The following is a 25032-nucleotide window of genomic DNA, read 5'->3' on the forward strand; positions in this document are numbered from 1 at the left end:
CCTCGCTCCGGTAGGCCTACGGGCATCGCCCGCTGGAGGGGCACCGCCCACTGGAGCGCACCGCCCGGTGGAGCCGCGCCCGGAACGGCGGGACGGCCCTCGGACCGACGCCCGGCCGACGCCCAGGACGCTCGGCACTCAGCCCGCGCGCAGCGCCACCGTCATGGCCTCGACCGCCAGCAGCGGGTCCACGTTGCGGTCCAGCGCCTGGCGGCAGGCCAGCACCGCCTCGATCCGGCGCAGCGTGCTCTCCGCCGGACCGGCCTGGGCCACCCGGTTCAGCGCCTGCCGCTGGTCCTCGTTGGCGAGCGCACCGGTGGAGCCGAGCTGGATGGCGAGCACGTCCCGGTAGAAGCCCAGCAGGTCGAGCAGGGCGACGCCGAGGGTCTCCCGACGGGTGCGGGTGGCGCGGCTCTTCTGCCGCTTCTCCAGCTCCTTGACCGCGCCGGCCATGCCGCGCGGCGCCTTGCTGCCCTCGGCGGCACCGTAGGCGGCCTTGAGGTCGTCGGTCTCCTTGGCGTCCTGGGTCTCGGCGAGCGCCTCGGCGTCGGCCTTGGCGGTGTCGACCAGTCGCTGGGCGGCGGTCAGGCAGCCGCCGATGTCGCCGACCTCCAGGGGGATGCGCAGCACCTCCGTCCGGCGCGTCCGGGCCTGCTCGTCGACGGCGAGGCGGCGCGAGCGCTCGATGTCGCCCTGCCCGGCGAGCGCGGCGAGCCGGGCGGTCTCCGGGTCGACGCCGTCCCGGCGGACCAGGGTGTCGGCGACCGCCTCGGCCGCCGGGGTGCGCAGCACCAGCAGGCGGCAGCGCGAGCGGATGGTCGGCAGCACGTCCTGGACGGAGGGGGCGCAGAGCAGCCAGACGGTGCGCGGGGAGGGCTCCTCCACGCCCTTGAGCAGCGCGTTCGCGGCGGCCTCGGTGAGCCGGTGGGCGGCGTCCACCAGGATCACCGACCAGCGGCCGCCGGTCGGGTAGCTGGAGGCGCGCAACACCAGGTCGCGCATGTCGCCGACGCCGATGGAGAGGCCGTCGGTCCGGACGTACTTCACGTCGGCGTGGCTGCCGGCCAGCACGGTGTGGCAGCCGTCGCAGAACCCGCAGCCGGGCGTGCCGCCGAGCGCGAGGTCGGGGCTGGTGCACTGGAGGGCGGCGGCGAAGGCGCGCGCGGCGGTGACCTGCCCGGCGCCGGGCGGGCCGGTGAACAGCCAGGCGTGCGTCATCAGGGAGGCGTTCGCGCCCTCGACCGGGGCGGCCCCGCGACCGGCCTCGACCGCCGCCCCGGCCGCCCGGGCGGCGGCGGTCAGCTGCTCGACCACCCGCTCCTGGCCCACCAGGTCGTCCCAGACGGCCAACTGCTGCTCCCAAGCTCCGTACGGCAGCGCTCCTGGCGCCTCTTCCCCGCCGTCGAGCATACGTCGCCGCTCCGACAACCCACTGCTCCGTCCGGGTCACGGCGGACGGGGCTGACCCGGTCGCGAGGCCCCCGGCCCCGAGGCTCTCGCCCTGAGGCAACGGGCCTCCACCGACAGACGGGCGCGCCCGACGAAACGCGGCGGCGCCGCCGGGGACCTGCCCCGGCGGCGCCGCCCACGCTGGTCCGGTCAGCCCCGGCGGCCCCAGCGACGGCCCTTGCCCTTGCCCTTGCCGTCACCCTTGCCCTGGGCGTCCCCGCGCCCCTCGGGACGCTCCGCGCCGGCCTGCGGGCCGCCGTAAGGACCCGACTGGCCCTGGCCGCCGTGCTCCCAGTGCGTCCACTCGTCGTGCGAGCCGAGCAGGGTGTCGGTGAGGCTCGGCAGGTCGTCCAGCGGCGTCTCCTCGGCCCACTCCGGCCGCGGCCGCTCGGCACCCGACTGCGCCTGGGGCTGCGGCTCGGCAGCAGGCTCCGCGCCGACCACCGGCAGCTCGCGGGTGCTGTCCACCGGCTCCGCGCGCCGCGGCCCCTGGGCCGGCCGGCCCTCGGCACGGCCGACGGCACTGCCCTCGGTACGACCCGGCTCGACCCGCGGCAGCACCTCGGTCCGGTCGGTCTCCACCGGGACCTTCGGCAGCACGGCCGTCTCGTCCACCGCCGAGGCCGGCACCACCGGCAGCTTGGCGGTCTCGTCGACCGCTCCGGCGGCCCCGCCGGCGGCCCGGCGCGCCTCAGCGGCCTTGCGCGCCTCGACGGCCTCCGCCGCCCGGACGGCCGCCTGCCGGTCCCGCGGCGACAGCTCGCGCGTCGCCTCGTCCCCGAGCCCGCCCGCAGCAGCCCGCCCCGGCATCTGCTCCGACGGCCGCGACGGCGCCTGCGACACATCCCGCGGAGCGCCCGTCGGAGCGTCCGTCGAAGGAGTGTCCCGGACCGCCCGGAGCTCCGTGGTCACGGCATCCCCGGCCGCCGGGCCCGAACCCGCACCCGCAGCAGAACCCGGCCGCCCCTCGGCCCGATCCTCCGCCGACTCCGCCGCCGCAGCCGCGGCCGCGAGCGCGGCGGCCTGCGCCAGCCGCGCCTCCTCGGCCCGCTGGAGCGCCTCCTCCGCCCGGCGGCGCTGCTCCTCGCGGGCGAGCTCGCGCTGCCGCTGGAGCTCGGCCTGGGCGGCCGCCTCGTCGGCGATCCGCTTGCGCTCGGCGGCCTCCGCGGCCAGCCGGGCCTCCTCGGCGGCGCGGCGCTCGGCCTCCTGCTCGGCGCGGCGCTTCGCCTCCTCCTCCGCCCGGCGGCGGGCTTCCTCCTCGGCCTTGCGCCGGGCCTCGGCGGCGGCCCGCTCGGCCTCCTCCTTGGCCAGCCGCTCCTTCTCCTCCTGCTCGGCCCGCAGCTGCGCCAGCAGCTCCTGCCGCTTGCGCTCGGCGGCCTCCTCCTCGGCCTTCCTGCGGGCCTCCTCGGCGGCGCGGCGCTCGGCCTCCTCCTTGGCCAGCCGCTCCTGCTCGGCGCGGGCGGCCCTCTCCTGCTCGGAGAGCGGCAGCTCGCGGTCGAGCCGGTGCCGGATGGCGGTGGTGACGGAGCCGGGGGCCTGGCTGCCGTCCACCACCAGGTAGCGCGCCGGGTCGGCGGCGGCGAGGGCGAGGAAGCCGGCCCGGACCCGCTGGTGGAACTCGGTGGGCTCGGACTCCAGCCGGTCCAGCGCCTCGGTGAAGCGCTCGCGGGCCCTGGTCGGGTCGACGTCCAGGACGACGGTCAGGTCGGGCAGCAGCCCGCCGGTGGCCCAGCGGGAGATCCGGGCGACCTCGGTCGCGGCCAGGTCGCGCCCGGCGCCCTGGTAGGCGATGGAGGAGTCCATGTACCGGTCGGTGATCACCACGGCGCCGCGGGCGAGGGCCGGGCGGATGACGTTCTCGACGTGCTCGGCGCGGTCGGCGGCGTAGATCAGCGCCTCGGCGCGGTGCGACAGGCCGGTGTTGCCGACGTCCAGGACGAGGCCGCGCAGCCGCTGGCCGACCGGGCTGCCGCCGGGCTCGCGGGTGAGCACGACCTCGTGCCCCTTGCCGCGGATCCACTCGGCGAGCGCCTGGGCCTGGGTGGACTTGCCGGCGCCGTCGCCGCCCTCCAGGGCGATGAAGAAGCCGGTGCCCGCGCCCCGGTGCGGCACCGGGCCGCCCGGGCCGCGCACCGAGTCCACCAGGTCCCGGACGAACGGCGCGGTGCCGCGCCGGTCGTCGGTGCGCAGCAGCACGACCGCGGCGAGCACCAGCGTGAGCAGTCCGGAGGTGGCGACGGCCAGGGCCGCGCCGCCGTGGATGAAGGTGAAGGAGCCGGGCTCGACGGTGCCGTACTCGACGTCCCCGTAGCCGGCGGCGATCAGCGGGACGGCGACCAGCGCGGCGGCGACCACGGCCCGGAGCACCGCGAACAGGTGCTCGGTGACCTTCGGCAGCCGGGCCTCCTCGACCTCCTGGGCGAGCAGGGTGCGACCGGCCGAGACCACGATCCCGGCGGCGAGGCCGGCCAGCACGGTGAGCAGCAGGACCAGCACGAAGTCCAGCACCAGCCCGGCCAGGATCAGCGCGACGCCCTGGGTGAGCAGCGCCAGCGCGAGCAGCCGGCGGCGGGACAGCGAGGGCAGCGTGGCCCGGGTGAGCCGGGCGCCCAGGGCGGGCGTCCCGGCGGCGGCGAGCACCAGCAGGCCGTAGCCGATCGGCCCGGCGCGGTGCTCGGCGGCGGTGAGCAGCGCGAGCGCGGCGACGCCCGCCATCGCGGCGTAGCCGGCCGCGACGGCGAAGGTGAAGTACGGGGCGCTGCCGGTGCGGCCCTTGCTCAGCGCGGGGCCGGGGGCGGCGTCGGTCGGGGCGCGCAGGCCCTGGAACGGGGAGACCGGGGCGACGGACACCGGCCCGCCGGGCAGCTGCTGGAGGTAGCCGCGGACCGCCGAGGCGGCGAACAGCCCGGCCGCGCCGAGCGCCGCGAAGGTGAGCTGGTGGGCGCGGAGCCAGTCGGAGCCGAGGGCCGCGGCGATGTTGTTGAGCAGGGTGAAGGCCACCAGGCCGGCGGCGCCGAGCGGCACGGTCACCCAGCCGGTGAAGCGGTCGATGCCCCGGACGCTCTCCAGGTTGGCCGCGGCCGGGCGCTGCTCGGCGGCCGGGGCGTACGGGTTGGCCGGCGGCAGCAGGCCCGGGACGGCGGCGGCCTTGGCGATCCCCCAGACCCGCTCGGCGGCACCGGTCAGGAACACGGTGGCGAGCAGAACGTAGGTGGCGGCCCCGGAGGGCTTGGCGGAGGAGCCCAGCCAGACGCTCCACCAGGGCGCGAGGCCGATCAGCACGGCGCGCAGCACGTCGGCGCCGAACAGCGTCCAGCGCCGGTCCAGCTTGCCGGCGACCAGTCGGTGCACCGGTCCGAGCAGCGCCACGCCGACCAGCCCGGTGGCCAGCACCCGGACGGCGAGGACCGCGGCGAGGGCGAAGGCGAGGCTGCGCGGCGGGGTGCCGAACCGGCCGCCCTCGGCGGCGGCGATCACGGTGAGCGCGAGCAGCACCAGCAGGCCGAGCCGGTCGGCGGTGCCGCCGATCAGCTGGGTGGTCCACAGGCGCCGGTAGGCACGTGTCCGCAGCAGCGCCCGGGCCCGGTCCATCGGAGTTCCGGCGGGCGCGACCTCGGGCAGGTCGGACGCCCAGGCTCTGGCGGCCGGGGCGGCGCTGGGGGTGGGCTGCTCCTCGCTCGTCATACGGTCAGCGTAGCGGTCGGGGCTTGGCCGGATTGTGGCGAACGGGCTTCCGGATCCCGCTCATCACCGGGTTGTGACGTTCCCCGCACAGATCCCCTGACAGATCCCCGTACGGATCCCCGCACAGACCCCCCACAGTCCCCGACCGGCCCCGACCGACCCCCGCGCCGGACAGAGCTCGGGCCCGCACCTCCCCGGGACGGGGGATGCGGGCCCGCTGCCACCGCCGGGGATCAGCCCTCGTCGGTGGCCGTGGTCTTGCTCGTGGCCGTCTTCTTGGCCGCCGTCTTCTTCGCCGCCGCCGTCTTGGTGGTGGTGGTCTTCTTGGCGGCGGTCTTCTTCGCGGCCGCGGTCTTGGTCGCCGCGCTCTTGGCCGTGGTGGTCTTCTTGGCCGCGGCCTTCTTCGCCGGGGCCTTCTTCGCGGCCTTCTTCACCGGCCCGCGCGCCCGCTTCTCGGCGAGCAGCTCGTACCCGCGCTCCGGGGTGATGGTCTCGACGTCGTCGTCCTTGCGGAGCGTGGCGTTGGTCTCGCCGTCGGTCACGTACGGGCCGAAGCGGCCGTCCTTGACCACCACCGGACGCTCGCTGACCGGGTCGTTGCCCAGCTCCTTGAGCGGCGGGGCGGCAGCGGCCCGGCCGCGCTGCTTGGGCTGGGCGTAGATCGCCAGCGCCTCGTCGAGGGTGATCGTGAAGAGCTGGTCCTCACTGGTGAGCGAACGGGAGTCGGTGCCGCGCTTGAGGTACGGGCCGTAGCGGCCGTTCTGCGCGGTGATCTCCGCGCCCTCGGCGTCGGTGCCGACCACCCGCGGCAGCGAGAGCAGCCGCAGCGCGTCCTCCAGCGTGACGGTGTCCAGCGACATCGTCTTGAACAGCGAGGCGGTGCGCGGCTTGACCGCGTTCTTGCCGGTCTTCGGCGTGCCCTCGGGCAGGATCTCGGTCACGTACGGGCCGTAGCGGCCGTCCTTGGCGACCAGCATGTTGCCGCTGACCGGGTCCGGGCCGAGCTCGAAGTCGCCGCTGGGCTTGGCCAGCAGCTCCTCGGCCAGCTCGACGGTGAGCTCGTCCGGCGGCAGCTCGTCCGGGATGTCGGCGCGCTGGCCGGGCTCGCCCTCGACCGCCGAGGCGCGCTCGACGTACGGGCCGTAACGGCCGACCCGCAGGGTGATGTCGTCGCTGACCCGGAACGAGCTGATCTCCCGGGCGTCGATCGCGCCGAGGTCGGTGACCAGTTCCTTCAGGCCGCCCAGGTGGTCGCCGTCGCCGTTGCCGGCCTCGGCGGCGCCGCCCGCGGCGTGGCCCTCGCCCTCGCCGAAGTAGAAGCGCTTCAGCCACGGCACGGACTTCGCCTCACCGGCGGCGATCCGGTCGAGGTCGTCCTCCATCTTCGCGGTGAAGTCGTAGTCGACCAGCCGGCCGAAGTGCTTCTCCAGCAGGTTGACCACGGCGAAGGAGAGGAACGACGGAACGAGCGCCGTCCCCTTCTTGAAGACGTACCGGCGCTGGATGATCGTGTCGATGATCGACGCGTAGGTGGAGGGGCGGCCGATCTCCCGGTCCTCCAGCTCCTTGACCAGCGAGGCCTCGGTGTAGCGGGCCGGCGGCTTGGTGGCGTGGCCCTCCGGGGTGATCCGCTCGGCGGCCAGCGGGTCGCCCTGGGCGACCTGCGGCAGCCGGCGCTCGCGGTCGTCGAGCTCGGCGTTCGGGTCGTCGGCGCCCTCGACGTAGGCCTTGAGGAAGCCGTGGAAGGTGATGATCTTGCCGGAGGCGGAGAACTCGACGTCCCGGCCGTCGGCGGAGGTGCCGCCGACCCGGACGGTGACGGACTGGCCGACCGCGTCCTTCATCTGGGAGGCGACGGTGCGCATCCAGATCAGCTCGTACAGCCGGAAGTCGTCACCGCTCAGACCGGTCTCGGCAGGGGTGCGGAAGCGGTCGCCGGACGGGCGGACGGCCTCGTGCGCCTCCTGCGCGTTCTTGACCTTGCTGGCGTAGGTGCGCGGCGCGTCCGGCAGGTAGTCGGCGCCGTACAGCTGGGTGACCTGGGCCCGGGCGGCGGAGACCGCGGTGTCCGACAGCGTGGTGGAGTCGGTACGCATATAGGTGATGAAGCCGTTCTCGTACAGCTTCTGGGCCACCTGCATGGTCCGCTTGGCGCCGAAGCCCAGCTTGCGGCTGGCCTCCTGCTGGAGCGTGGTGGTGCGGAACGGCGCGTACGGCGAGCGGCGGTACGGCTTGGACTCGACGCTGCGGACCGCGAACGCCGTCTGCTCCAGGGCGGCGGCCAGCTGACGGGCCGCCTGCTCGTCCAGGTGCAGGGTGTTCGCGCTGGCGGCCTTCAGCCGGCCGTCCTGGCCGAAGTCGCGGCCGCTGGCGATCCGCTTGCCGTCGACGGCGGCCAGCCGGGCGCCGAAGGTCTCCGGGTTCGCGGCGTCGGCCGGGGTGCGGCCGGTGCCGAAGGTGCCGACCAGGTCCCAGTACGAGGCGGTGCGGAAGGCCATCCGCTCGCGCTCGCGCTCGACCACCAGCCGGGTCGCGACGGACTGCACGCGGCCCGCCGACAGCTTCGGCATGACCTTCTTCCACAGCACCGGCGAGACCTCGAAGCCGTACAGCCGGTCGAGGATGCGGCGGGTCTCCTGGGCGTCGACCAGGCGCTGGTTGAGCTCGCGCGGGTTGGCCACGGCCTCCTGGATCGCCGACTTGGTGATCTCGTGGAACACCATGCGGTGCACCGGCACCTTGGGCTTGAGCACCTGCTGGAGGTGCCACGCGATGGCCTCGCCCTCGCGGTCCTCATCGGTCGCGAGGAAGAGCTCGTCGGACTCCGCGAGCAGCGACTTCAACTTGCTGACCTGGGACTTCTTGTCCGCGTTGACCACGTAGATCGGCGCGAAGTCGTGATCGACGTCCACCCCGAGCCGGCGCACCTCGCCGGTGTACTTGTCCGGCACCTCGGCTGCGGTGCTGGGGAGGTCGCGGATGTGCCCGACGCTCGCCTCGACGATGTAGCCGGGGCCCAGGTAGCCCTTGATCGTCTTCGCCTTGGCCGGCGACTCGACAATGACGAGTCGCTGTCCGTGCGCGGTCTCGCTGCTCGGGGACACCTTCGCTCTTCTCTCCCGGTCCTTATGGGGCTGGTCGGCGGCGGCAGCACGGGCTGCGCTCCGCCCGACCCCTCCACCGTCCCAGGGCTGCCGCGGCACGACACCCCCACCAGCGGAGTGTGACCGTACCCCGGCCACCCTTGTCAAACGGACGGATCCCGCTTTTTCACTTGCCGGACTCACCGACGCCACTCGAACGGTAACCCGATGACGGAGGTTCGTGCCCCACGGAGGGGGGCCTTCGGCAGGTTCCGGAGGATGGAATGACGGATTTCAAGATCTGTCAACGAAAAATCGACGGGCGGGAGCGGGGTGGCGCGAATTCGCCCGGGGGCGCGTTTGCCGGCGGGTCGCTCGGTGCTCGCTCGGTGCGCGCTCGTCGGCGCTCCGCGGTCGCTCGCCGGTGGTGGAGGCTCAGGCGCCGGACACGGCCAGCAGGCCTGCGCCCGCCGCCAGGCAGCCCACGCCCAGGACGCTCCACAGCACGTCGACGACGGCCGCCCGGCCGACCTCCCCGGCCGCCAGCACCACCCGGCTCGGATGCCGCGGGTCGTAACAGATCCGCACCGGGGCACCTGGCGCGAAACGGTCGGGTCGGCGCAACGGGGTGTGCCCGCGCGGGCGGGCGATCACGAGCCCCGCCATCCCGCACGCGCCGGGGCCGCCGACCGAGGGCGGCACCGAGAAGGAGAGCAACGGCGCACTGTCCAGTTGGCCGTGCACGTCGTCCTCGGCCACCACGGTGGCCACCGTCGGCACCCCCCGGTGGCGCACCCGCAGGCGCAGGCTCACTTCCGCGGCGCACCAGATCAGCAGCACGCCACCGAAGAGGGCGAGCACCGACCCGCCCACCATCGCCGTCGTCGTGTCCACCCCTGGCCCCCGGCTCCCCAGCTCTGTCCACAGCCTGTGGACAGAGCTTCACAGCGGAGGGCCAACGGGAGACAGCCGTCCGGCGGCGGCCGGACGAACCAGGGGGTACGGGCGGGTGAACCGGGCCCGGGCCCCGACGTGGTCCGGTCGGCCGGGCCCGGGCCCGGCCGGTTTCGACAGACCGGTCCCGCCAGGCTGGTCACGGCGGACCGGTCTCAGCGGACAGGGTTCGGCGAACCGGTCTCAGCGGACCGGGTCGATGAAGCCCTGCTCGGTCAGCAGGCGCAGCGACTCCGGCACCCGGTCCCGCAGGACCACCCGGTCCTCGCCGAGCAGCTGCGCGATGGCGTCCACGATCTCGCCCGCCGACAGCGTCCCGTCGCAGACCCCGACGAAGCCGGCGCCCACGGTGTCCACCTTGGTGGCCCGCCGCATGCCGCGGTTGTGACGCAGGATCACGTGCTCAGGGTCCTCCGCGCCCGGCGCGCCGACCTGCTCCTGGACCACCTCGTCGGCCAGCACGTAGCGGGCCGCGAGCAGGCCCGCGTCGTCGTGCGCGCGGAGGAAGTCCTGCCGGTCGAACCAGGTCTCGATGTGCGGGCCGAGCGGCTGCTCCACCGGGTGCGGCCACTCCTCCACCCGGACGGTCGGACGCTCGGCGCCGCCCGCCCGCAGGGTGATCCAGCCCATGCCGATGCCCTCGACCCGGCCCGCCTCGAAGGCGTCCAGCCACTCGCCGTACCGGGCCTGGTAGTCGCCGCCGGGGCCGCGGTGGTCGCCCCCGTCGCGCAGCCACAACTCGGCGTACTGGGCCACGTCCTGGACCTCGCGCTGGACGATCCAGGCGTCCAGGCCGGTGCCCGCGACCCAGCCGGCCAGCCGCTCGTGCCAGTCCTCGCCCTTGACGTGCTGCCAGTTGGCGAGCAGCTGGCAGTAGCCGCCGGGCTCCAGGTGGTCGGCGGCCGAGCGGACCAGGCTGCGGCACAGGTCGTCGCCGGCCATGCCGCCGTCGCGGTACGTGAACCGGCCACCCGGCGAGATGACGAACGGCGGGTTGGAGACGATCAGGTCGAACTTCCGCTCCCCGACCGGCTCGAAGAGGCTTCCGGCGGCCACCTCGGTGTTGTCGAAACCGGACAGCGCCAGGGTCAGCTCGGTGAAGCGCAGCGCGCGCGGGTTGAGATCGGTGGCGGTGACGGTCCCGGAGTGCCGGGCCGCGTGCAGCGCCTGCACGCCGGAGCCCGAACCGAGGTCCAGCGCAGCCCGGACGGGGCGGCGAACGGTGATGTTGGCCAGGGTGGTGGAGGCGCCGCCGACACCCAGCACCAGGTCCTTGCGGGCCACGCCGTGCGCGGTCTCACCGGAGCCGATGCCGCCCGCGCCGCCCACCGCGCAGCCCAGGTCGGAGACCACCCAGGCGTCCGAACCGGGCATCCCGGCGACCTCGTTGGCGTACGGCCGGACGTCGACGGTGGCACGCACCAGATCGCCGTCGGGGCGCAGCCAGCCGTCCGCCAGGCAGTCCTCCACCGGCAGCGCGGCGGCGGCCGCCCGGTACGGGACCGGCTGCTGCAGCAGGAACAGCCGCACCAGCGTCTCCAGCGGACTGCCACCGCGGGTCGCCCGCAGCGCCGGGACCGCCTCGCTGCGAGCCAACGCCGAATAGCCGGTGGGCCCGAGCAGGTCCAGGCACCCGTCGGCGGTGAACGAGGCGGCGAGCAGCGCCTCGCGGAACTTGGCGAGGCGAGTGGGGTCGAGAACGGGGCTACTGATCACCCCGCCATTGTCCCCCGCCGACCACCCCGCGGCCGCCGCGGCCGCCATGCGCCCCGCACCCGTCGGACGGAAGCCCGCACCGCACCGCGCGCCCCCGGAAGCCGCCGTGCGCCGCCCTGCCGGGGGCGCCGAGTCGTTCGGCGGGCTTCCGAGGGCGCCGGCTCCGGGGGGCCCAGCGGTCCCCAGGAGCGGTGGCTCAGCGGAGACGGCGGCTCAGCGGAGACGGCGGCTCAGTGGGGCCGCGCAGGTCCGCAGGGGTCGGATGTCGGGCGACGCGCCGCCCGCCACTGACGGCTTCCGGGGCCGGTGTCAGGGGCGGGCGCGTCGGATCGTCCGGTCCGCCGGGCTCAGCTCGCGCTGGGGGCGGGGGTCTCCGGGGTGGTGGGCGGGGCGGCCGGAGCGGTGGTCGCTCCGGCAGCGGCCGGGCTCGCGCCGTCGGTCGCGCCGGGCGCCGGGGTGGCCGCCGGGGCACCCGGAGTGTCGGTGGCGCCGGGGGCCGGCGTCGTGCCCGCGCCGCCCGGAGCCGGGGTGCCGCTGGCACCGGCACCCGCGCCACCGGTCGCGCCGCTGGTCGGGGCCGTGGTCGGGGACGGCTTGCAGCCCTCCTGCTTGGCCATCGCCGCGCCGAGCTCGCCGCGCTGGAGCTTGCTCTGCGCCTGGGTGGAGAGCGAGGCCAGCTGCTGCACCTGGTCGGCCACGCTGCGCAGCCCGTCGGCGAACTTGGCCTGGTCGTTGTTGGGCAGCGCGTCCAGCTTCTTCTGGACCTCCACGTAGCCGTCGGCCGCCTTCTTCAGCTCGTCGACGGTGTCCTTCTGGAGGGTCGCGCCGTCCTTCACCTGGGGCGCCCCGGCCGCGTCGATGGCGGCGGCTATGTCCTGGTTCGTCTTGGCCAGCCGGCCGATGTCCGTGGAGAGCCGCTTCTGGAGGTCGGCCGGAGCCTCGCCGGTCTTCACCTGACCGGTGTCGGCGAGCGCGGTCTGCGCCTGAGCGATCGGGGACTTGGCCGCGCCGCAGACGGTCGACGCCCAGGAGTCCAGCTGCTTGCTGTTCTGCTTGCCGTCGTCGCCGCAGCCGACGGCACCGAACGCGAGCAGCATGCCGAGGGCGGGTACGGCCAGCAGTCGCTTGTTCACCGGGAGAAGCCTTTCGGTTGCGGTCGTCATCGGTCGTCGAACCTACACGGCCGATGCCCGTCCCCCGGTTCCCCGGTCCCCGCTGCCCACTCACCCGCAGGCCGCCTGTCTCGGCACCCCGACCGACCCGTTCCCGGCACCCGGGAGGCCCCGTCCGTCGCTCCGGAAGGCGGCCGCACGCCGGCTCCAGGACCGGCCGGGCCCGGGCCTCGCACGGCATGCTGACGGGGGCGGCTGGCTGGTCGGCCGGTTGACCGCCGTGGCGGAGCCGGCGCCCTCACCCGGGCGCCGGCCGGAGGATCCCGCGGCAGGGCAGGTCGAAGGGTGCCGATGACGCGGTGGCCGCCGGTGCGGAAATGATCCGCCCGGTCGCATGACCAGGTGCCGGACTCCGGCTTCGGGCGCAGGCGCGTGGGAAGGCCCGGAGCTCGCACAAGAAGCGGGGAGGCGGTGCCTCAGACCGCGACGGAGGGGACCGAAACCGGCCAGCTCATCCGGATCAGGCCACCGTCCGCACCGTTGGTGACCTCCAGGTCCTCGACCAGGCCGGTGATCACGGCGAGGCCCAGGGTGTCCTCGTCCGGCTCGCCGCCCTCGGCGGCGCCGGAGGCCGGGACGGCGGCGGGGCCGGCCTCGTCCTCGACCTCGATGAGGAAACGCTTCTCCTGATCGGTCAGCGCGACCCGGACGGTGCCGCCGATGCCGCCGCGCTGGTGCAGTCCGACCGCGCGGGAGCACGCCTCGCCGACCGCGAGCCGTACCTCGTCGAGCACCGACTCGTCGACCCCGGCCCGTCTGGCGACGGCCGCGGCGACCAGTCGGGCCGTCCGCACGTGCTCGGGAAGCGCGCTGAATCGAAGTTCGACGGTTGCCATCTCTCCCCCTCGGGGTGCTCCGACCGGGGCCGGAGGTCCGGCCCCTGCGGGCCGGCGGAACCGGCCCAGAGGCGCCCGGGAACGCGCCGGGCCACACGGGCCCGGCACCCGGACGCGAGGAACGAGCGGGCCGGCCGCACGGGCCGGCCCGGTCGCGTCAGTCGGTCGCGCTGACCGCGTCGTCCACCGAGGTGTGGATCGGGAAGACCTTGGTCAGGCCGGTGATGCGGAAGATCTTCAGGATGCGCTCCTGGTTGCAGACGAGGCGCAGCGAGCCCTCGTGAGCGCGCACCCGCTTCAGACCGCCCACCAGCACACCGAGGCCGGTCGAGTCGAGGAAGTCAACGCCTTCCATGTCGACGACGAGGTGGTACTTGCCGTCGTTGACGAGCTCGACCAGCTGCTCCCGCAGCTTCGGGGCGGTGTACACATCGATCTCGCCGCCAACCTCGACGACCGTACGATCGCCGACTGAACGGGTCGACAGGGACAGGTCCACGGAACCTCCAGCACCTTGCCTTGCTACGTCATGTGCGATCCTCGGCCGGACGGCCGCAACCGCATGGTCGCGAGCCCGGGCGCGCCCAGCCAACACGTGGCAAGCCTCAGCGCTGCGACCCACGGCCATACGGCCGTCACGGCCACATTCAACCACCTGTGACCATGCCCGCACGATGGCTTACGACGATTCTCCGTCACGCCGGTGACACACTGGGTCCTCATGCCGCCCCGACACAGCCCGCCCGAGGCACTGCTCACGACCCTGGCCACCGTCCGGGGGCGGTCCGACCGGCTCACCCATACGGAGCACCTTCCCGCCCGACCTGCGCGTTATTCACCGTGGCCCGACTCGATCCGTCCGGAGGTCGTGGCCGCGGCGCGCGCCGTCGGGGTGGAACAGCCGTGGGCGCACCAGGCAGAAGCGATGAATCTGGCCAAAAGCGGCCAGACTGTGGTGATCGCCACAGGCACCGCCTCGGGCAAGTCGCTGGGCTACCTGGCCCCGGTGCTCAGTGACCTGCTGGACGGCACCGAGGCGCGCAACGGCCGTGGTGCCACCGCGCTCTACCTGGCCCCGACCAAGGCGCTCGCCGCCGACCAGCGCCGCCGGGCCGCCGAACTCGCCCCGCCGAGGGTCCGTGCCGCCCTCTACGACGGCGACACCCCGCCCGAGGAACGCGAGTGGGTCCGCCAGTACGCCTCCTACGTGCTCACCAACCCGGACATGCTGCACCGGGGCATCCTGCCCGGCCACGTCCGCTGGTCCTCCTTCCTCAAGGCGCTGCGCTACGTGGTCGTCGACGAGTGCCACAGCTACCGGGGCGTGTTCGGCTCGCACGTCGCCCAGGTACTGCGGCGGCTGCGCCGCATCTGCGCCCGTTACGGTTCGTCACCCACCTTCCTGCTGGCCTCCGCCACCACCGCCGACCCGGCCGCGACCGCCCGGCGGCTGACCGGCCTGCCCGCCGCGGCCGTCACCGAGGACGCCTCGCCGCGCGGGCCGATGGTCTTCGGCCTCTGGGAGCCGCCGCTGACCGAGAACGTCGGCGAGCACGGCGCGCCCGTGCGCCGCACCGCGACCGCCGAGGCCGCGTACCTGCTGACCGACCTGGTCGAGCGGGAGACCCGCACCGTCGTCTTCGTCCGCTCCCGGCGCGCCGCCGAACTCGTCGCGCTCCAGACCCAGGACCAGCTCGACCGCGCGCTCGCCGGGCGGGTCGCCGCCTACCGCGGCGGCTACCTCGCCGACGAACGCCGCGCCCTGGAGCGCGACTTGCACACCGGCCGACTGCTCGGACTCGCCTCCACCTCCGCTCTCGAACTCGGCGTCGACATCTCCGGCCTCGACGCCGTCCTGATGGCCGGCTACCCCGGCACCCGGGCCTCGCTCTGGCAGCAGGCGGGCCGGGCCGGCCGGGAGGCCCAGGGCGCGCTGGCCGTCCTGATCGCCCGGGACGACCCGCTGGACACCTACCTGGTGCACCACCCGGAGGCGCTGTTCGCGGCCCCCGTCGAGGCCACCGTGCTCGACCCCGACAACCCGCACGTGCTCGCCCCGCACCTGTGCGCGGCCGCCGCCGAACTCCCGCTCACCGATGCCGACCTGGAGCTCTTCGGGCCGTCCACCGCCCCGCTGCTGCCGGTGCTGGAGCGGCGCGGCCTGCTGCGCCGGCGCAGTGACGGCTCCTGGTACTGGACCCGTCGCGAGCGCGCGGCCGACGCGGTGGACCTGCGCGGCAGCGGCGGCAGCCCGGTACAGATCGTCGAGGCCGACACCGGCCGACTGCTCGGCACGGTGGACGCCGCCGCCGCGCACACCACCGTCCACACCGGGGCCGTCCACCTGCACCAGGGCCGCACCTACCTGGTCCGGGAGTTCGACCTGGAGAACTCCGTGGCCCTGGTCGAGCCGGCCGACCCGCCGTACACCACGGCCGCCCGCGACATCACCTCCGTCTCCGTCCTCGACACCGACACCACCGTGGAGTGGGGCGAGGGCCGGCTCAGCTTCGGCTCGGTGGAGGTGGTCAACCAGGTGGTCGGCTACCTCCGGAAGCGGATCTCCACCGGGGAGATCATGGGCGAGACCAAGCTCGACCTGCCGCCCCGCACACTGCGCACCCGCGCGGTCTGGTGGACCGTCACCGAGGACCAGCTGCTCGACGCGGACATCCCGCCCGACCAGCTGCCCGGTGCCGCCCACGCCGCCGAGCACGCCTCGATCGGCCTACTGCCGCTGTTCGCCACCTGCGACCGGTGGGACATCGGCGGCGTCTCCGTCCCGCTGCACCCGGACACCGGGCTGCCGACCGTGTTCGTCTACGACGGCCACCCGGGCGGGGCCGGCTTCGCCGAACGCGGCTTCCAGCGGGCGGTCCAGTGGCTGACGGCCACCCGGACGGCGATCGCCTCCTGCGAGTGCGAGCGCGGCTGCCCGTCCTGCGTCCAGTCGCCCAAGTGCGGGAACGGGAACGACCCGCTGGACAAGGCCGCCGCCGTCCGGCTCCTGGACGTGCTGCTGGCCGGGGCGCCCGAAGGCGCGGAGGGGGCCGACAAGCAGGAGGAGCCGGACGAACAGGGCGGGGCGGACGGGCAGGGCAGGGTGGACGGGCAGGGCGGGCAGGAGGCGGCCTCGGCGCCGGACGGCGGAGCGCCGACCGGTGGAGCATCGGCCGGTTCATGAGGCCGCCGCCGCAGTGCTCGGAGCGCCACCCGGCCCGTCGCCCGGAACCCCGCTCGGCCCGTCGCCCGGTACGTCCTCGGGGACGGTGACCGGGGCCCGGACCGGCCCTGCTCGGGCCCTCGCCCGCGCCGGGCCGACCGGCAGTCGGGCCGGGAGCCCGCGGACCCCCACCTCGGCCACCACCTCGACGGCGTCCGCCGACCGGTCGACCGCACAGGACACCAGCCCGGCGCCCTGTGCGGCGGCGAGTGCGGCGGCCCGGGTGCAGCCGCCGTCCGGGTCCAGCAGCAGTCGGTCCGCCGCGGCCAGGGCCGCGAGGTCGGCGGCGGACTCGGCCCGGTGCCGGGCGGCGACCACCGAGCCGACCGCGATCGTCGCGGCGAACACCGCCGTGCCCAGCATCGCCAGGGTGAGCAGCCAGACCGTCGCCGAGCCGGCGTCCGGCCCCCGCCCGCCCGCCGCGACCGCTCGGGCGGCACGGGCGCGAGCCACCCGGTCCGCCGACTCCCGCAACCCGCTCAGGACGGCCACGGGCCACCGCCTCCCTCCGTGACCGCCACCAGGGCGTCCTCCCGCGCCGCCACGGCCGCCGCAGTGAGCCGGACGGCGAGCAGCCCACCGAGCCTGCCCGGCCCCGCGCACGGCGCCTCCACGTCGACCCGCACCGTGTCGGCCGCCAAGGCCACCCGGACCTGCGCGCCCGGCGGGGCCGCCGCACGGGCGAGTTCTGCGGCGTCCGCGTCCCCCCGCGCGGCCGCCCTGGCTCCGACCCGGGCGGCGTCCACGCAGCGGATCTGCGCGGCCGCCGCGAGTACGCCCCAGATCAGCATCGCCGCGAGCAGGACCAGCGCCGGCAGCGCCACCGCCGTCTCCGCCGTCACGAATCCCGCGTCGCCGCGTCGCCCCGGCCGCAGCGACCAGGACCGGCCGGCACCGCGCTCCCCCACCCGGCCAGGGGCTGCCCCCGGGCCCTGGCCGGGCGGCCGCCGGGCGTGCCTCCCGGCCGAAGGCTGGGAGCGCGGCGCCTCGCAGAAGCGAGTTCGTCGACCGGCGCTGGGGTCTGTCTTCGAGCGCCCGTCGTTCGCCGCCCCGCAGACGCGAGTTCGAAGACCGGCGCTAGGTCGCATGGAGCGCCCGCACCAGCATGTCGGTCAGCGCGCCCGTGATGGCCTCGCTGGTCACCACCTTGTACAGCCCTGCCGCGAGGGCGCACGCGCCCAGCGTCCCGACGGCGTACTCGGCCGTGGTCATCCCGGCGTCCGAGCGGCCCCGGAGCCGGGCCACCCTGCGCACCCGGCAGGCTGCTCGGCGGCTCCTCCGCCGCCATGCCCCGGCCGACGGACGGAGCGAACGCCCGGCACCGGACCCGATCGCGATCACTGCGGTCATGAAACTCTCCTGTCGCTTGTCTTCCGTTGATGTCCGTACACCCGGCCCTTGTTCACATCGCCTGGGCGAACCGGCTGGTGAGGCCGATCACCACCGGCACCACGCCGATCAGGACGAAGGCCGGGAGGAAGCAGAGCCCCAGCGGCGCGGTGGCGAGCACCGCGGCCCGGCGGACCCGGGCGTGGGCCGCGCGGGCGGCCGCCGTGCGTTGCCCCTGGGCCAGGCCGAGCAGCGGGCCGGCGGCCGGGACACCGCCGAGGCTGCTGCGCTCCAGGCAGCGCGCCAGCGCCGCCAGCGGCGGATGCTGCTCGCCCAGTCGGCTCCAGCACACCTCCGGCGGTGCGCCCAGGGCCAGTTCGGCCCCGATCGCCACCAGCCGGGGCCCCAGCGGCGCCCCCACGCTCCGGCCCACCGCCGACACGGCCTCCGAGGGCAGCGCCGCGGAGGCGAGGCAGGCCGCCAGGAGCTCGGCGCCCAGCGGCAGTTGCCTGGTCAGCAGCTCGTCCTCGCGGGCCGCCCGGCGGTCCGCCGGCTGCCGCGCCCGGGCCGACCAGCGGTGGACGCCCACCGCCAGCAGAGCCCCGGCGACCAGTCCGGTACCACCGCCGAGCAGCACCATCGCCGCCAGCCCGGCCACAACCGCCGCCACCGCCCGCCGTCGGCGCCCAACCCCCAAGGCCGTCAGCCGGGTTCTTCGCCCCCGCTCCTCCCGCCCTCGGGCCCGGGCGAACGCCCTCCGACGCCTCGCCCGGCCTTGCACCGACGTCCACCCCACGGCGGCCGCCGCCGGTAGGGCGACCGCCAGCCACTCGGCGCCTCGCATCACCTCGCCCCCGCTCCCGCCCCGAGCACCCGTGCGCGCACCCGCGACAGCCCGCAGTTCTGCTCGCTCGCCCGAGGAGCGGGCACCGCACGGCCGAGGGCGCGATGCGGCTCGCCCCGCCCCGAAGGCGCGTCCAGTGCGCCGTGGGCCGCCGCTCGCACGATGCGCGCCGTCCAGAGCACGCCCAGCCCCTCCAGGACCGCCCCCGCCACGAGGCAACCCAGCCCGGCCGGGGTGTGCAGCAGGACCTCCAACGGACGTGCGCCGAGCGCCGTGCCGAGGAGCAGTCCGACGGCCGGCAGCGCGGCCAGGACGGCGATGGTCGCGCGCGGACCTGCCAGTTCCCCGGCGATCTCCTCCGCGAGCGCCCGCTCGCCGCGCAGCGCCTCCGCGGCCCGCTCCAACGCGTCGGCCAGCCCCGACCCGCTGTCCGCGGCCACCCGCCAACAGGCCGCGACGGCCGCGGCTCCGCTGCCACCCGGCAGTGCGGCCAACAGGTGCAGCGCGGCGGGCACGTCCCCGCCGTAACGGCCCGCCGCCAGTCGCGCCACCGGCTCCTCACCGAGCCTGCGCAGCCCCTCCGGGTCGGCGGCGAGCCGCGCGGTGACCAGGTGCAGCGCCTGCTCCGGCGTCGCCCCACCGCGCAACTCCCCCGCCAGGCCGGCGCAGAGCTCCACCACGGCCGCCGCCCGGTGCCGGGCCTCCGTCGCCAGACGCCGCCGCAGCCGCCACCTGCGCAGCGGCAGCACGGCCAAGGCGGCCACGAGCACCGGCACGGGCGAGGCGACGGCCCGCCCGGCAGCCAATCCGACCGGCAGGAACAGCAGTTCGGGCGTCAGGAACTCCGGCAGCCGATCCCGGGCCCGCGCCACGGTCTCCGCGCCCGGCCCCAGCCCCGCCACCGGCACCGGCACCGGCACCGGCACCGGCACCGGGGGCCCGCTACCCGCCAGCACCAGCCTGGAGCGCCGCCCGCCCGGCAACTGCTCCTGCACCGCGCGCCACGCGGCGACGGCCACCAGACACAGCACCACCGTCCAGCAGACCGCGATCTGACCTTGCGTCACGTCGTTCACCTCCGTCGTCCTTCGTCCTTCCGACCCGCGCCGCCGAGCAGCAGCAGGGCGCCCGCTGCGCACCCGCTCAACAGCAGGGCGAAGGCGAGTTCCACCATCCGTACGTCCGCGCCTCCCGGCCCGGCCACCGTCACCGCGATCACGACCGCCCCGATCCGAGCGACACCCCGCGCGCCGCCAGCAGCCCGACCAGCCGCTCCCAGCCCGCACCGGGACGCAGGCCGCCGGGCGCCGGGAAGGCCACCGCGGGTGTGGTCACGGCCGATCCGTCGCCGGATCCGACCAGCGTGTGGATCTCCGCCACCCGGCGCAGCCCCGAGCCCGGATCGCGGACCAGGTGCACCACCACGGAGAGCGCGGCCCGCAGTTGGCTGTGCAGCGCCGGCCGGTCGAGACCGGCGAGCGAGCCCAGGGCCTCCAGCCGGACCGGCACGTCCGCCGCCGTGTTGGCGTGGACGGTGCCGCAGCCGCCCTCGTGCCCGGTGTTCAGCGCGGCCAGCAGGTCCGACACCTCGGCCCCGCGCACCTCGCCGATCACCAGCCGGTCCGGGCGCATCCGCAGCGCCTGGCGGACGAGGTCCCGCAGGGTGAGCTCGCCCAGCCCCTCCTGGTTGGGCGGCCTGCTCTGCAACCGGACGACGTGCGGGTGGGCCGGTTGAAGCTCGGCGGAGTCCTCGACGACCACGATCCGCTCGTCCGGCCCGACCAGGCCGAGCAGGGCCGACAGGAGCGTGGTCTTCCCCGAGCCCGTCCCGCCGGACACGAGCAGCGAGAGCCGGGCCCGCACGATGCCCGCGAGCAGTTCCGCGCCCGCCGGTGGCAGCGACCCGCCCGCCACCAACTCGTCGAGCGTGAACGGCCGGGGGCGGCAGACCCGTAGCGAGATGTGCGTGCAGCCGGCCGCGATCGGCGGCAGCACGGCGTGCAGCCGGGTGCCGTCCGGCAGCCGGGCGTCCACCCAGGGGCGGGCGTCGTCCAACCGCCGGCCGGCCGCGGTGGCCAGCCGGTGGGCCAGCCGCCGCACCGCCTCGGCGTCGGCGAACCGGACTCCGGTGGCTCGCTGCAGGCCGCCGCCACGGTCGACCCACACCTCGTCCGGACCGTTCACCAGGACGTCCGTGACGTCGGGCGCCGCCAGCAGCCCGTCCAGCGGGCCCGCACCCACCAGTTCGGCGCGCAGCGAGCGCACGGTGTCCAGGACCTCGTCCCCGCCGAGCGACGGGCGGGTGGCCCGCAGCGCGGCCGCGACCGAGCCCGCCGTCGGGGCGGCGCCCGACTCGGCCAGCCGCAGCCGCACCGCGTCCACCAGGGCCGCCGTCCGCTGCTCGCGGGCCGTCCGCCCGTACGGGCAGGGACCGTGCCCGGGCCCGGTCTCGGGCTCGGGCACGGGCGGTCCGCCGGCCGGCGGCACGCTCCGCAGCGGCCGGTGCTCCCGCGCACCTCCGCCGCCCGGGCCGGGCGCGCCACTCCGAAGGACTGTTCTCCGCAGACGGACCATCAGTACACACCTCCTCCGACCGCCGGCACCGGCGGCAGCACCTCGTTCAGGAAGCCCGCGCAGAAGCGCGCGAGCGGACCGTTCTCCCGGCTCCCGGGCGGGACGCCCTTCACGACGTCCTGGGCCAGGCCCGGCTCCGGTTCCAGCTCCCCCGCCAGCGGCAACCGCAGCCCGCGGACGATCTGCCGGGACGGGAGCCCGCCGGCCCGCACCGGCCGCACCACGGCCCGGACGTCCCCGAGCCGCATCCGGGCCGCCGCCGCGACCCGGTCGGCGGCGGCCACCGCGCGCAGTTCGGCCGACACCACCAGAAGGGCCAGGTCGGACTGCTCCAGCGCCTGCCCGGCGGCCGCGTCGAGGTGACGGGGCACGTCGACCACCACCAGCCCGCCGCGCCGCCGGGAGGCGGCCAGCACGCTGCGCATGGCCTCCGGCGGGACGGTCAGCGTGTCGCCGCGGTCCCAGGACAGGCAGGACAGCGCGGAGAGCCGTTTGAGCGCGGGCAGCGCCCTGGCCAGCTCGGCCCCGCTGACCCGGCCGCGGGAGCCCGCCAGGTCGGGCCAGCGCAATCCGCTGACCCGCTCGCCGCCGAGCAGGATGTCGAGACCCCCGCCCAGCGGATCGCCGTCCAGGAGCATCGTCCGCCGGCCGGCCCGCGCGGCGGTGACCGCCAGCGCGCAGGCCAGGGTCGAGGCCCCGGCTCCGCCGGACCCGCCGAGCACCGCGACGGTGACCGCCGGACAGCCGACCCCCTCGGCCGCGTCGGCCACCCGGTCGAGCAGCCAGGCCTCGGCGTCGGGCAGGAACAGCACGTGCTCGGCCCCGAGTTGGACGGCCCGGACCCACACCCCGGGATCGTCCAGGTCCAGCCCAAGCAACAGCACCCCCGCGCGCCGCCCCAGCCCGGAGCAGCGGACGGCCTGGTCGTCCCCGACCAGGACCAGCGAGGCGCCTTCCCAGAGCTCACGCGTCGGCGGGGCGCCCCGGACCAGCCTCGGCTCGGTGCCCGCGGCCGCGCAGATCCGCAGCAGGTGCTCGGCCAGGCCCTCGTCCTCGGTGACGACGAGCGGCCCGGCGACCGCGGGGCCCTCGGCGGTGATGTGGTCGGCGATCGGCGTCGACATGGTGTCTCCCCTCCGCGCCGCCGACCACCGGGGTGGTGGCCGGCGGCGCACGTCGGACGGTTCCGGCGGACGGCCGCCCGACAGACCCTCTGGGAGGAAGGGGTGAGGCCCTGCCCGGCGACCGCCGCCGGTCATCACGGTGGGGGGAGATCCGGATTCCGTCATCCGGGTTCCGATTGCCTGTGGATAACTCCTGGGCTGTGGAGGAAAACGTTCACCCGGGCGGGGGGCTAATCGGCGAAGAATTGACGAAAGGGGGTCACCGAGATGAACCGGCGGCCCGCCGCATCCCGTTCGGCCGTTCTCCGGACCGCTCCCCGTCGCCTTCCGGACACCGCTTCCGAACGGACTCGCACGACCGGTCGGAACCGGCCGTTCGATCCTCGACGGACATGAGGAACTGGCGACGCAGAGTGACGAAAGCCGGTCGGCGGGTCGAGATGGCGACACCCCCTGTAGGCCGTCGACACGGCGGCGGCGAATGCGCCGCGAGAGGCGTTCAAGCCCTGAAAATGGCCCCGGACGTGCGACGACCCCCGCCGGGGGGGAGAGCGGGGGTCGTCTATCCACAGCCCGGCTCGGGGGGGAGGAGCCGGACCGGGTTAGCACGGTCGCGAACGATCCGTGACTTCCATGGTGTACCCGACCGGCCAGAAACACAAACCCGCACGCCCGCGAGTACGCCGAATGGCGGGGTGTTTTGCGGCTCCCTCTATCCTCGGTTCCCGTGGACACCACCGAGAACGCCGACGACCACGCCGACGAGTCCCCGGACGACACCACCGGGCCCGAAGAGCTCCGCCCGCCCGTTCGCCCCCGACCCGGCGGACCGCGCACGGCGGCCTTCTTCGACCTCGACAAGACCATCATCGCCAAGTCGAGCGCGCTGGCCTTCAGCCGCCCCTTCTACCAGGGCGGCCTGATCAACCGTCGGGCCGTACTGCGCAGTGCGTACGCGCAGTTCGTCTTCCTGGTCGGGGGCGCGGACCACGACCAGATGGAGAAGATGCGCGAGTACCTCTCCGCGCTCACCCGGGGCTGGAACGTCCAGCAGGTCCGCGAGATCGTCGCCGAGACCCTGCACAACCTGATCGACCCGATCATCTACGACGAGGCGGCCTCGCTGATCGAGCAGCACCACGCGGCCGGACGGGACGTGGTGATCGTCAGCAGCTCCGGCTCCGAGGTGGTCGAGCCGATCGGCCGGCTGCTCGGCGCGGACCACGTGATCGCCACCCGGCTCAAGGTCGAGGACGGCTGCTACACCGGCGAGATCGAGTACTACGCCTACGCCGAGAACAAGGCCGCCGCCATCCGGGAGTTGGCCGAGACCGAGGGGTACGACCTGGCCGCGTCCTACGCCTACAGCGACTCCTCCACCGACCTGCCGCTGCTGGAGGCGGTCGGCCACCCGTCGGCGGTCAACCCCGACCGCGCGCTGCGGAAGGAGGCGCAGGCCCGGGAGTGGCCGGTGCTGGTCTTCGACAAGCCGGTGGAACTACGGCGCCGGCTGCCCGAGTTCTCCGCCCCGAGCGGCTCGGTGCTGACCGCCGTGGCGGTCGGCACGGCCGTGGTGACGGCCGGGGTGATCTGGTACCTGGCCCGTAGGCGGCGTCCCACGGCCTGAGGCCGCGCCGCCCCCGCTCTTTGGCCAAAACGGGCAATCGGGACAGACTTCTCGTTTCGGGTTCCCCTTTCGCCCGAAACGCGATACAAATGAAGCACGGCCCGCGAGACCCGGTCAGGACCTAAGAGGTCAAACCGACAACGCAGTTCAGGCCCACGGACCGCACGTACAGATATCCGGGCACCCACATGCAGCCGACCCGCTGTCGGGCCGCCGGACCAGACGAACGGGCAGGATCCCCGTCTGATCGGCACTTCCGGTGCATGCATGGTCACCCGGTATCTGCACCAGCGGCGGCACCCAGCAGGATCGGGTGCCGCCGCATCTCTTTCTCCGCGCGCCCCCTCGGGGGCGCGTGCGCCGTTCCGGTCCGGCCGCTCAGACCATCCCGCGCTGCATCGCCTCGCAGACCGCCGTGCTCTCCCGGACGCCGAGCCGCAGCGCCCGGCCGCAGTGCGCGATCCAGGCCGCCATCCCCTCGGGAGTGCCCGCCAGGTAGCCGGCCAGCGCCCGGCGGTAGGCGGCGGTGCCGAGTTCCGCCAGACCGACCTCGGCCGGGCAGATCGACTTCGGGTCGAGGCCCTCGGCGATCAGCACGATCCGCTGGGCGGCCCGCGCGATCACCCCGTTGTGGGTGCCGAACGGCCGCAGCGCGAGCAGTTCGCCGTGCACCACCGAGGCCACGACCAGGGCCGGCGTGCCCACGCCCTGGCCCTCCGCGCGGGCCACCAGCAGCCGGGAGAGCTGGTCGAGCCGGGCCGCGACCTCCTCCGCTCCCGGGGCGGGCGGCAGCACCGGCAGCGGCCCGTCCGCAGCGTCGACCTCGACGCTCTCCACCGGCTTCAGCTCCAGCGGGAACAGCTCCTCGGCGCCCTCCCCGGCCCGCCGCGGGCGGCCGGCGGCCGGATCGGCGTCGCCGACCGCGAGCAGGTGCAGCCGGGCCAGCACCTGGAGCGGCGAGTGCCGCCAGATGCTGAGCAGCTGGCCGGCCTCGGCGGCGATCCGCAGGGCCGCGCCGACCGCCCGGGCTTCGGGGTCCGCGCCGAAGTCGCTGCGGCGGCGGACCTCCTCCAGCGGCCAGTCGGCCCCGGCCAGGGCAGCCGACGCGCGGGCGCCGCGCAGCGCGGACTCCGAGGTGACCTCGGCCGCTCGGCGGCGCATCACCCGGTGGCCGTAGAGCCGGTCGACGGCCTTGCGCACCTCGGCCACCGCGTCGGGCACCCCGGGGAGCTGGGCCAGCGGGGCGAGGGGATCAGTTCCAGTGCTCACCTACCCGAGAGTAATGAACGGGCCGCCCCTCCCGGAACAGCAACCCCGCATCACCCGTTAGAGGCAATCCTCACTTCCCGCCCCCGGCGAACCCGAAACCCCGGCTAGCATGGCGACTATCGGAGACGATAACGATTTCCAACTAGGG

Annotated in this window: 18 protein-coding genes; 2 read left to right on the forward strand and 16 right to left on the reverse strand. The window is 75.4% G+C overall.

Annotated features, from left to right (window positions below; all coding sequences use genetic code 11):
• Positions 1-138: 138 nt before the first annotated feature.
• The 8 genes from ACZ7RU_RS08790 to bldG all read right to left on the reverse strand — a co-directional run bounded on the left by ACZ7RU_RS08790 (position 139) and on the right by bldG (position 13393).
• Positions 139-1350, reverse strand: a complete 1212-nt coding sequence (locus tag ACZ7RU_RS08790; protein ID WP_470340235.1) for a DNA polymerase III subunit delta' — start codon at positions 1348-1350, stop codon at positions 139-141.
• 249 nt (positions 1351-1599) lie between these two features.
• On the reverse strand, positions 1600-5133 hold the full coding sequence (tmk, locus tag ACZ7RU_RS08795) for a dTMP kinase (protein WP_470340152.1): 3534 nt from the start codon (positions 5131-5133) through the stop codon (positions 1600-1602).
• Between the two features lie 233 nt (positions 5134-5366).
• Positions 5367-8237 (reverse strand): type I DNA topoisomerase, encoded by a 2871-nt coding sequence (topA, locus tag ACZ7RU_RS08800; protein WP_470340153.1) that lies wholly within the window; start codon positions 8235-8237, stop codon positions 5367-5369.
• Positions 8238-8651: 414 nt separating this feature from the next.
• Positions 8652-9110: a hypothetical protein gene (locus ACZ7RU_RS08805; protein WP_470340154.1), complete on the reverse strand. Its 459-nt coding sequence runs from the start codon at positions 9108-9110 to the stop codon at positions 8652-8654.
• Between the two features lie 243 nt (positions 9111-9353).
• Positions 9354-10886 (reverse strand): DUF7059 domain-containing protein, encoded by a 1533-nt coding sequence (locus tag ACZ7RU_RS08810; protein WP_470340155.1) that lies wholly within the window; start codon positions 10884-10886, stop codon positions 9354-9356.
• A 347-nt stretch (positions 10887-11233) separates the two neighbouring features.
• Complete coding sequence (locus ACZ7RU_RS08815; RefSeq protein ID WP_470340156.1) at positions 11234-12019, reverse strand: hypothetical protein; 786 nt, start codon at positions 12017-12019, stop codon at positions 11234-11236.
• Between the two features lie 455 nt (positions 12020-12474).
• Complete coding sequence (locus tag ACZ7RU_RS08820; protein WP_470340157.1) at positions 12475-12894, reverse strand: ATP-binding protein; 420 nt, start codon at positions 12892-12894, stop codon at positions 12475-12477.
• A gap of 157 nt (positions 12895-13051) precedes the next feature.
• The gene (gene bldG, locus ACZ7RU_RS08825; RefSeq protein WP_030240921.1) at positions 13052-13393 is read right to left on the reverse strand and encodes an anti-sigma factor antagonist BldG; all 342 of its coding nucleotides are present in this window, start codon (positions 13391-13393) and stop codon (positions 13052-13054) included.
• A 222-nt stretch (positions 13394-13615) separates the two neighbouring features.
• Here bldG and ACZ7RU_RS08830 point away from each other — a divergent pair, with 222 nt between their 5' ends.
• The gene (locus tag ACZ7RU_RS08830) at positions 13616-16078 is read left to right on the forward strand and encodes a DEAD/DEAH box helicase (protein ID WP_470340158.1); all 2463 of its coding nucleotides are present in this window, start codon (positions 13616-13618) and stop codon (positions 16076-16078) included.
• On the opposite strand, the gene ACZ7RU_RS08835 is transcribed toward ACZ7RU_RS08830, so the two are convergent.
• The 7 genes from ACZ7RU_RS08835 to ssd all read right to left on the reverse strand — a co-directional run bounded on the left by ACZ7RU_RS08835 (position 16073) and on the right by ssd (position 21988).
• Complete coding sequence (locus tag ACZ7RU_RS08835) at positions 16073-16609, reverse strand: Rv3654c family TadE-like protein (protein WP_470340159.1); 537 nt, start codon at positions 16607-16609, stop codon at positions 16073-16075. The genes ACZ7RU_RS08830 and ACZ7RU_RS08835 overlap by 6 nt on opposite strands.
• Entirely contained in the window at positions 16597-16959 is a 363-nt protein-coding gene (locus tag ACZ7RU_RS08840; RefSeq protein ID WP_470340160.1) for a TadE family type IV pilus minor pilin, read from the reverse strand. Before ACZ7RU_RS08840 ends, ACZ7RU_RS08835 begins: the two co-directional genes overlap by 13 nt.
• Before the next feature lie 235 nt (positions 16960-17194).
• Positions 17195-17371: a DUF4244 domain-containing protein gene (locus ACZ7RU_RS08845; RefSeq protein ID WP_470340161.1), complete on the reverse strand. Its 177-nt coding sequence runs from the start codon at positions 17369-17371 to the stop codon at positions 17195-17197.
• A gap of 148 nt (positions 17372-17519) precedes the next feature.
• The gene (locus ACZ7RU_RS08850; RefSeq protein ID WP_470340162.1) at positions 17520-18116 is read right to left on the reverse strand and encodes a type II secretion system F family protein; all 597 of its coding nucleotides are present in this window, start codon (positions 18114-18116) and stop codon (positions 17520-17522) included.
• Positions 18117-18289: 173 nt separating this feature from the next.
• On the reverse strand, positions 18290-19366 hold the full coding sequence (locus ACZ7RU_RS08855) for a type II secretion system F family protein (protein ID WP_470340163.1): 1077 nt from the start codon (positions 19364-19366) through the stop codon (positions 18290-18292).
• A gap of 139 nt (positions 19367-19505) precedes the next feature.
• Complete coding sequence (locus ACZ7RU_RS08860; protein ID WP_470340164.1) at positions 19506-20753, reverse strand: TadA family conjugal transfer-associated ATPase; 1248 nt, start codon at positions 20751-20753, stop codon at positions 19506-19508.
• A gap of 110 nt (positions 20754-20863) precedes the next feature.
• Positions 20864-21988 carry a septum site-determining protein Ssd gene (gene ssd / locus ACZ7RU_RS08865; RefSeq protein WP_470340165.1) on the reverse strand — a complete coding sequence of 375 codons (1125 nt, stop codon included), beginning with the start codon at positions 21986-21988 and terminating at the stop codon, positions 20864-20866.
• A gap of 727 nt (positions 21989-22715) precedes the next feature.
• Here ssd and ACZ7RU_RS08870 point away from each other — a divergent pair.
• Positions 22716-23615, forward strand: a complete 900-nt coding sequence (locus ACZ7RU_RS08870; protein WP_470340166.1) for an HAD family hydrolase — start codon at positions 22716-22718, stop codon at positions 23613-23615.
• A 378-nt stretch (positions 23616-23993) separates the two neighbouring features.
• Here ACZ7RU_RS08870 and ACZ7RU_RS08875 read toward each other — a convergent pair whose 3' ends face one another.
• On the reverse strand, positions 23994-24884 hold the full coding sequence (locus ACZ7RU_RS08875; RefSeq protein WP_470340167.1) for a Fic family protein: 891 nt from the start codon (positions 24882-24884) through the stop codon (positions 23994-23996).
• Positions 24885-25032 lie beyond the last annotated feature (148 nt).

This window comes from Kitasatospora sp. NPDC114501 (assembly GCF_055633695.1).

Coding starts and splice junctions, on each gene's coding strand:
- ACZ7RU_RS08830 (WP_470340158.1), top strand. CDS start 13,616: ATGCCGCCCCGACACAGCCCGCCCGAGGCACTGCTCACGACCCTGGCC.
- tmk (WP_470340152.1), bottom strand. CDS start 5,133: ATGACGAGCGAGGAGCAGCCCACCCCCAGCGCCGCCCCGGCCGCCAGA.
- ssd (WP_470340165.1), bottom strand. CDS start 21,988: ATGTCGACGCCGATCGCCGACCACATCACCGCCGAGGGCCCCGCGGTC.
- ACZ7RU_RS08820 (WP_470340157.1), bottom strand. CDS start 12,894: ATGGCAACCGTCGAACTTCGATTCAGCGCGCTTCCCGAGCACGTGCGG.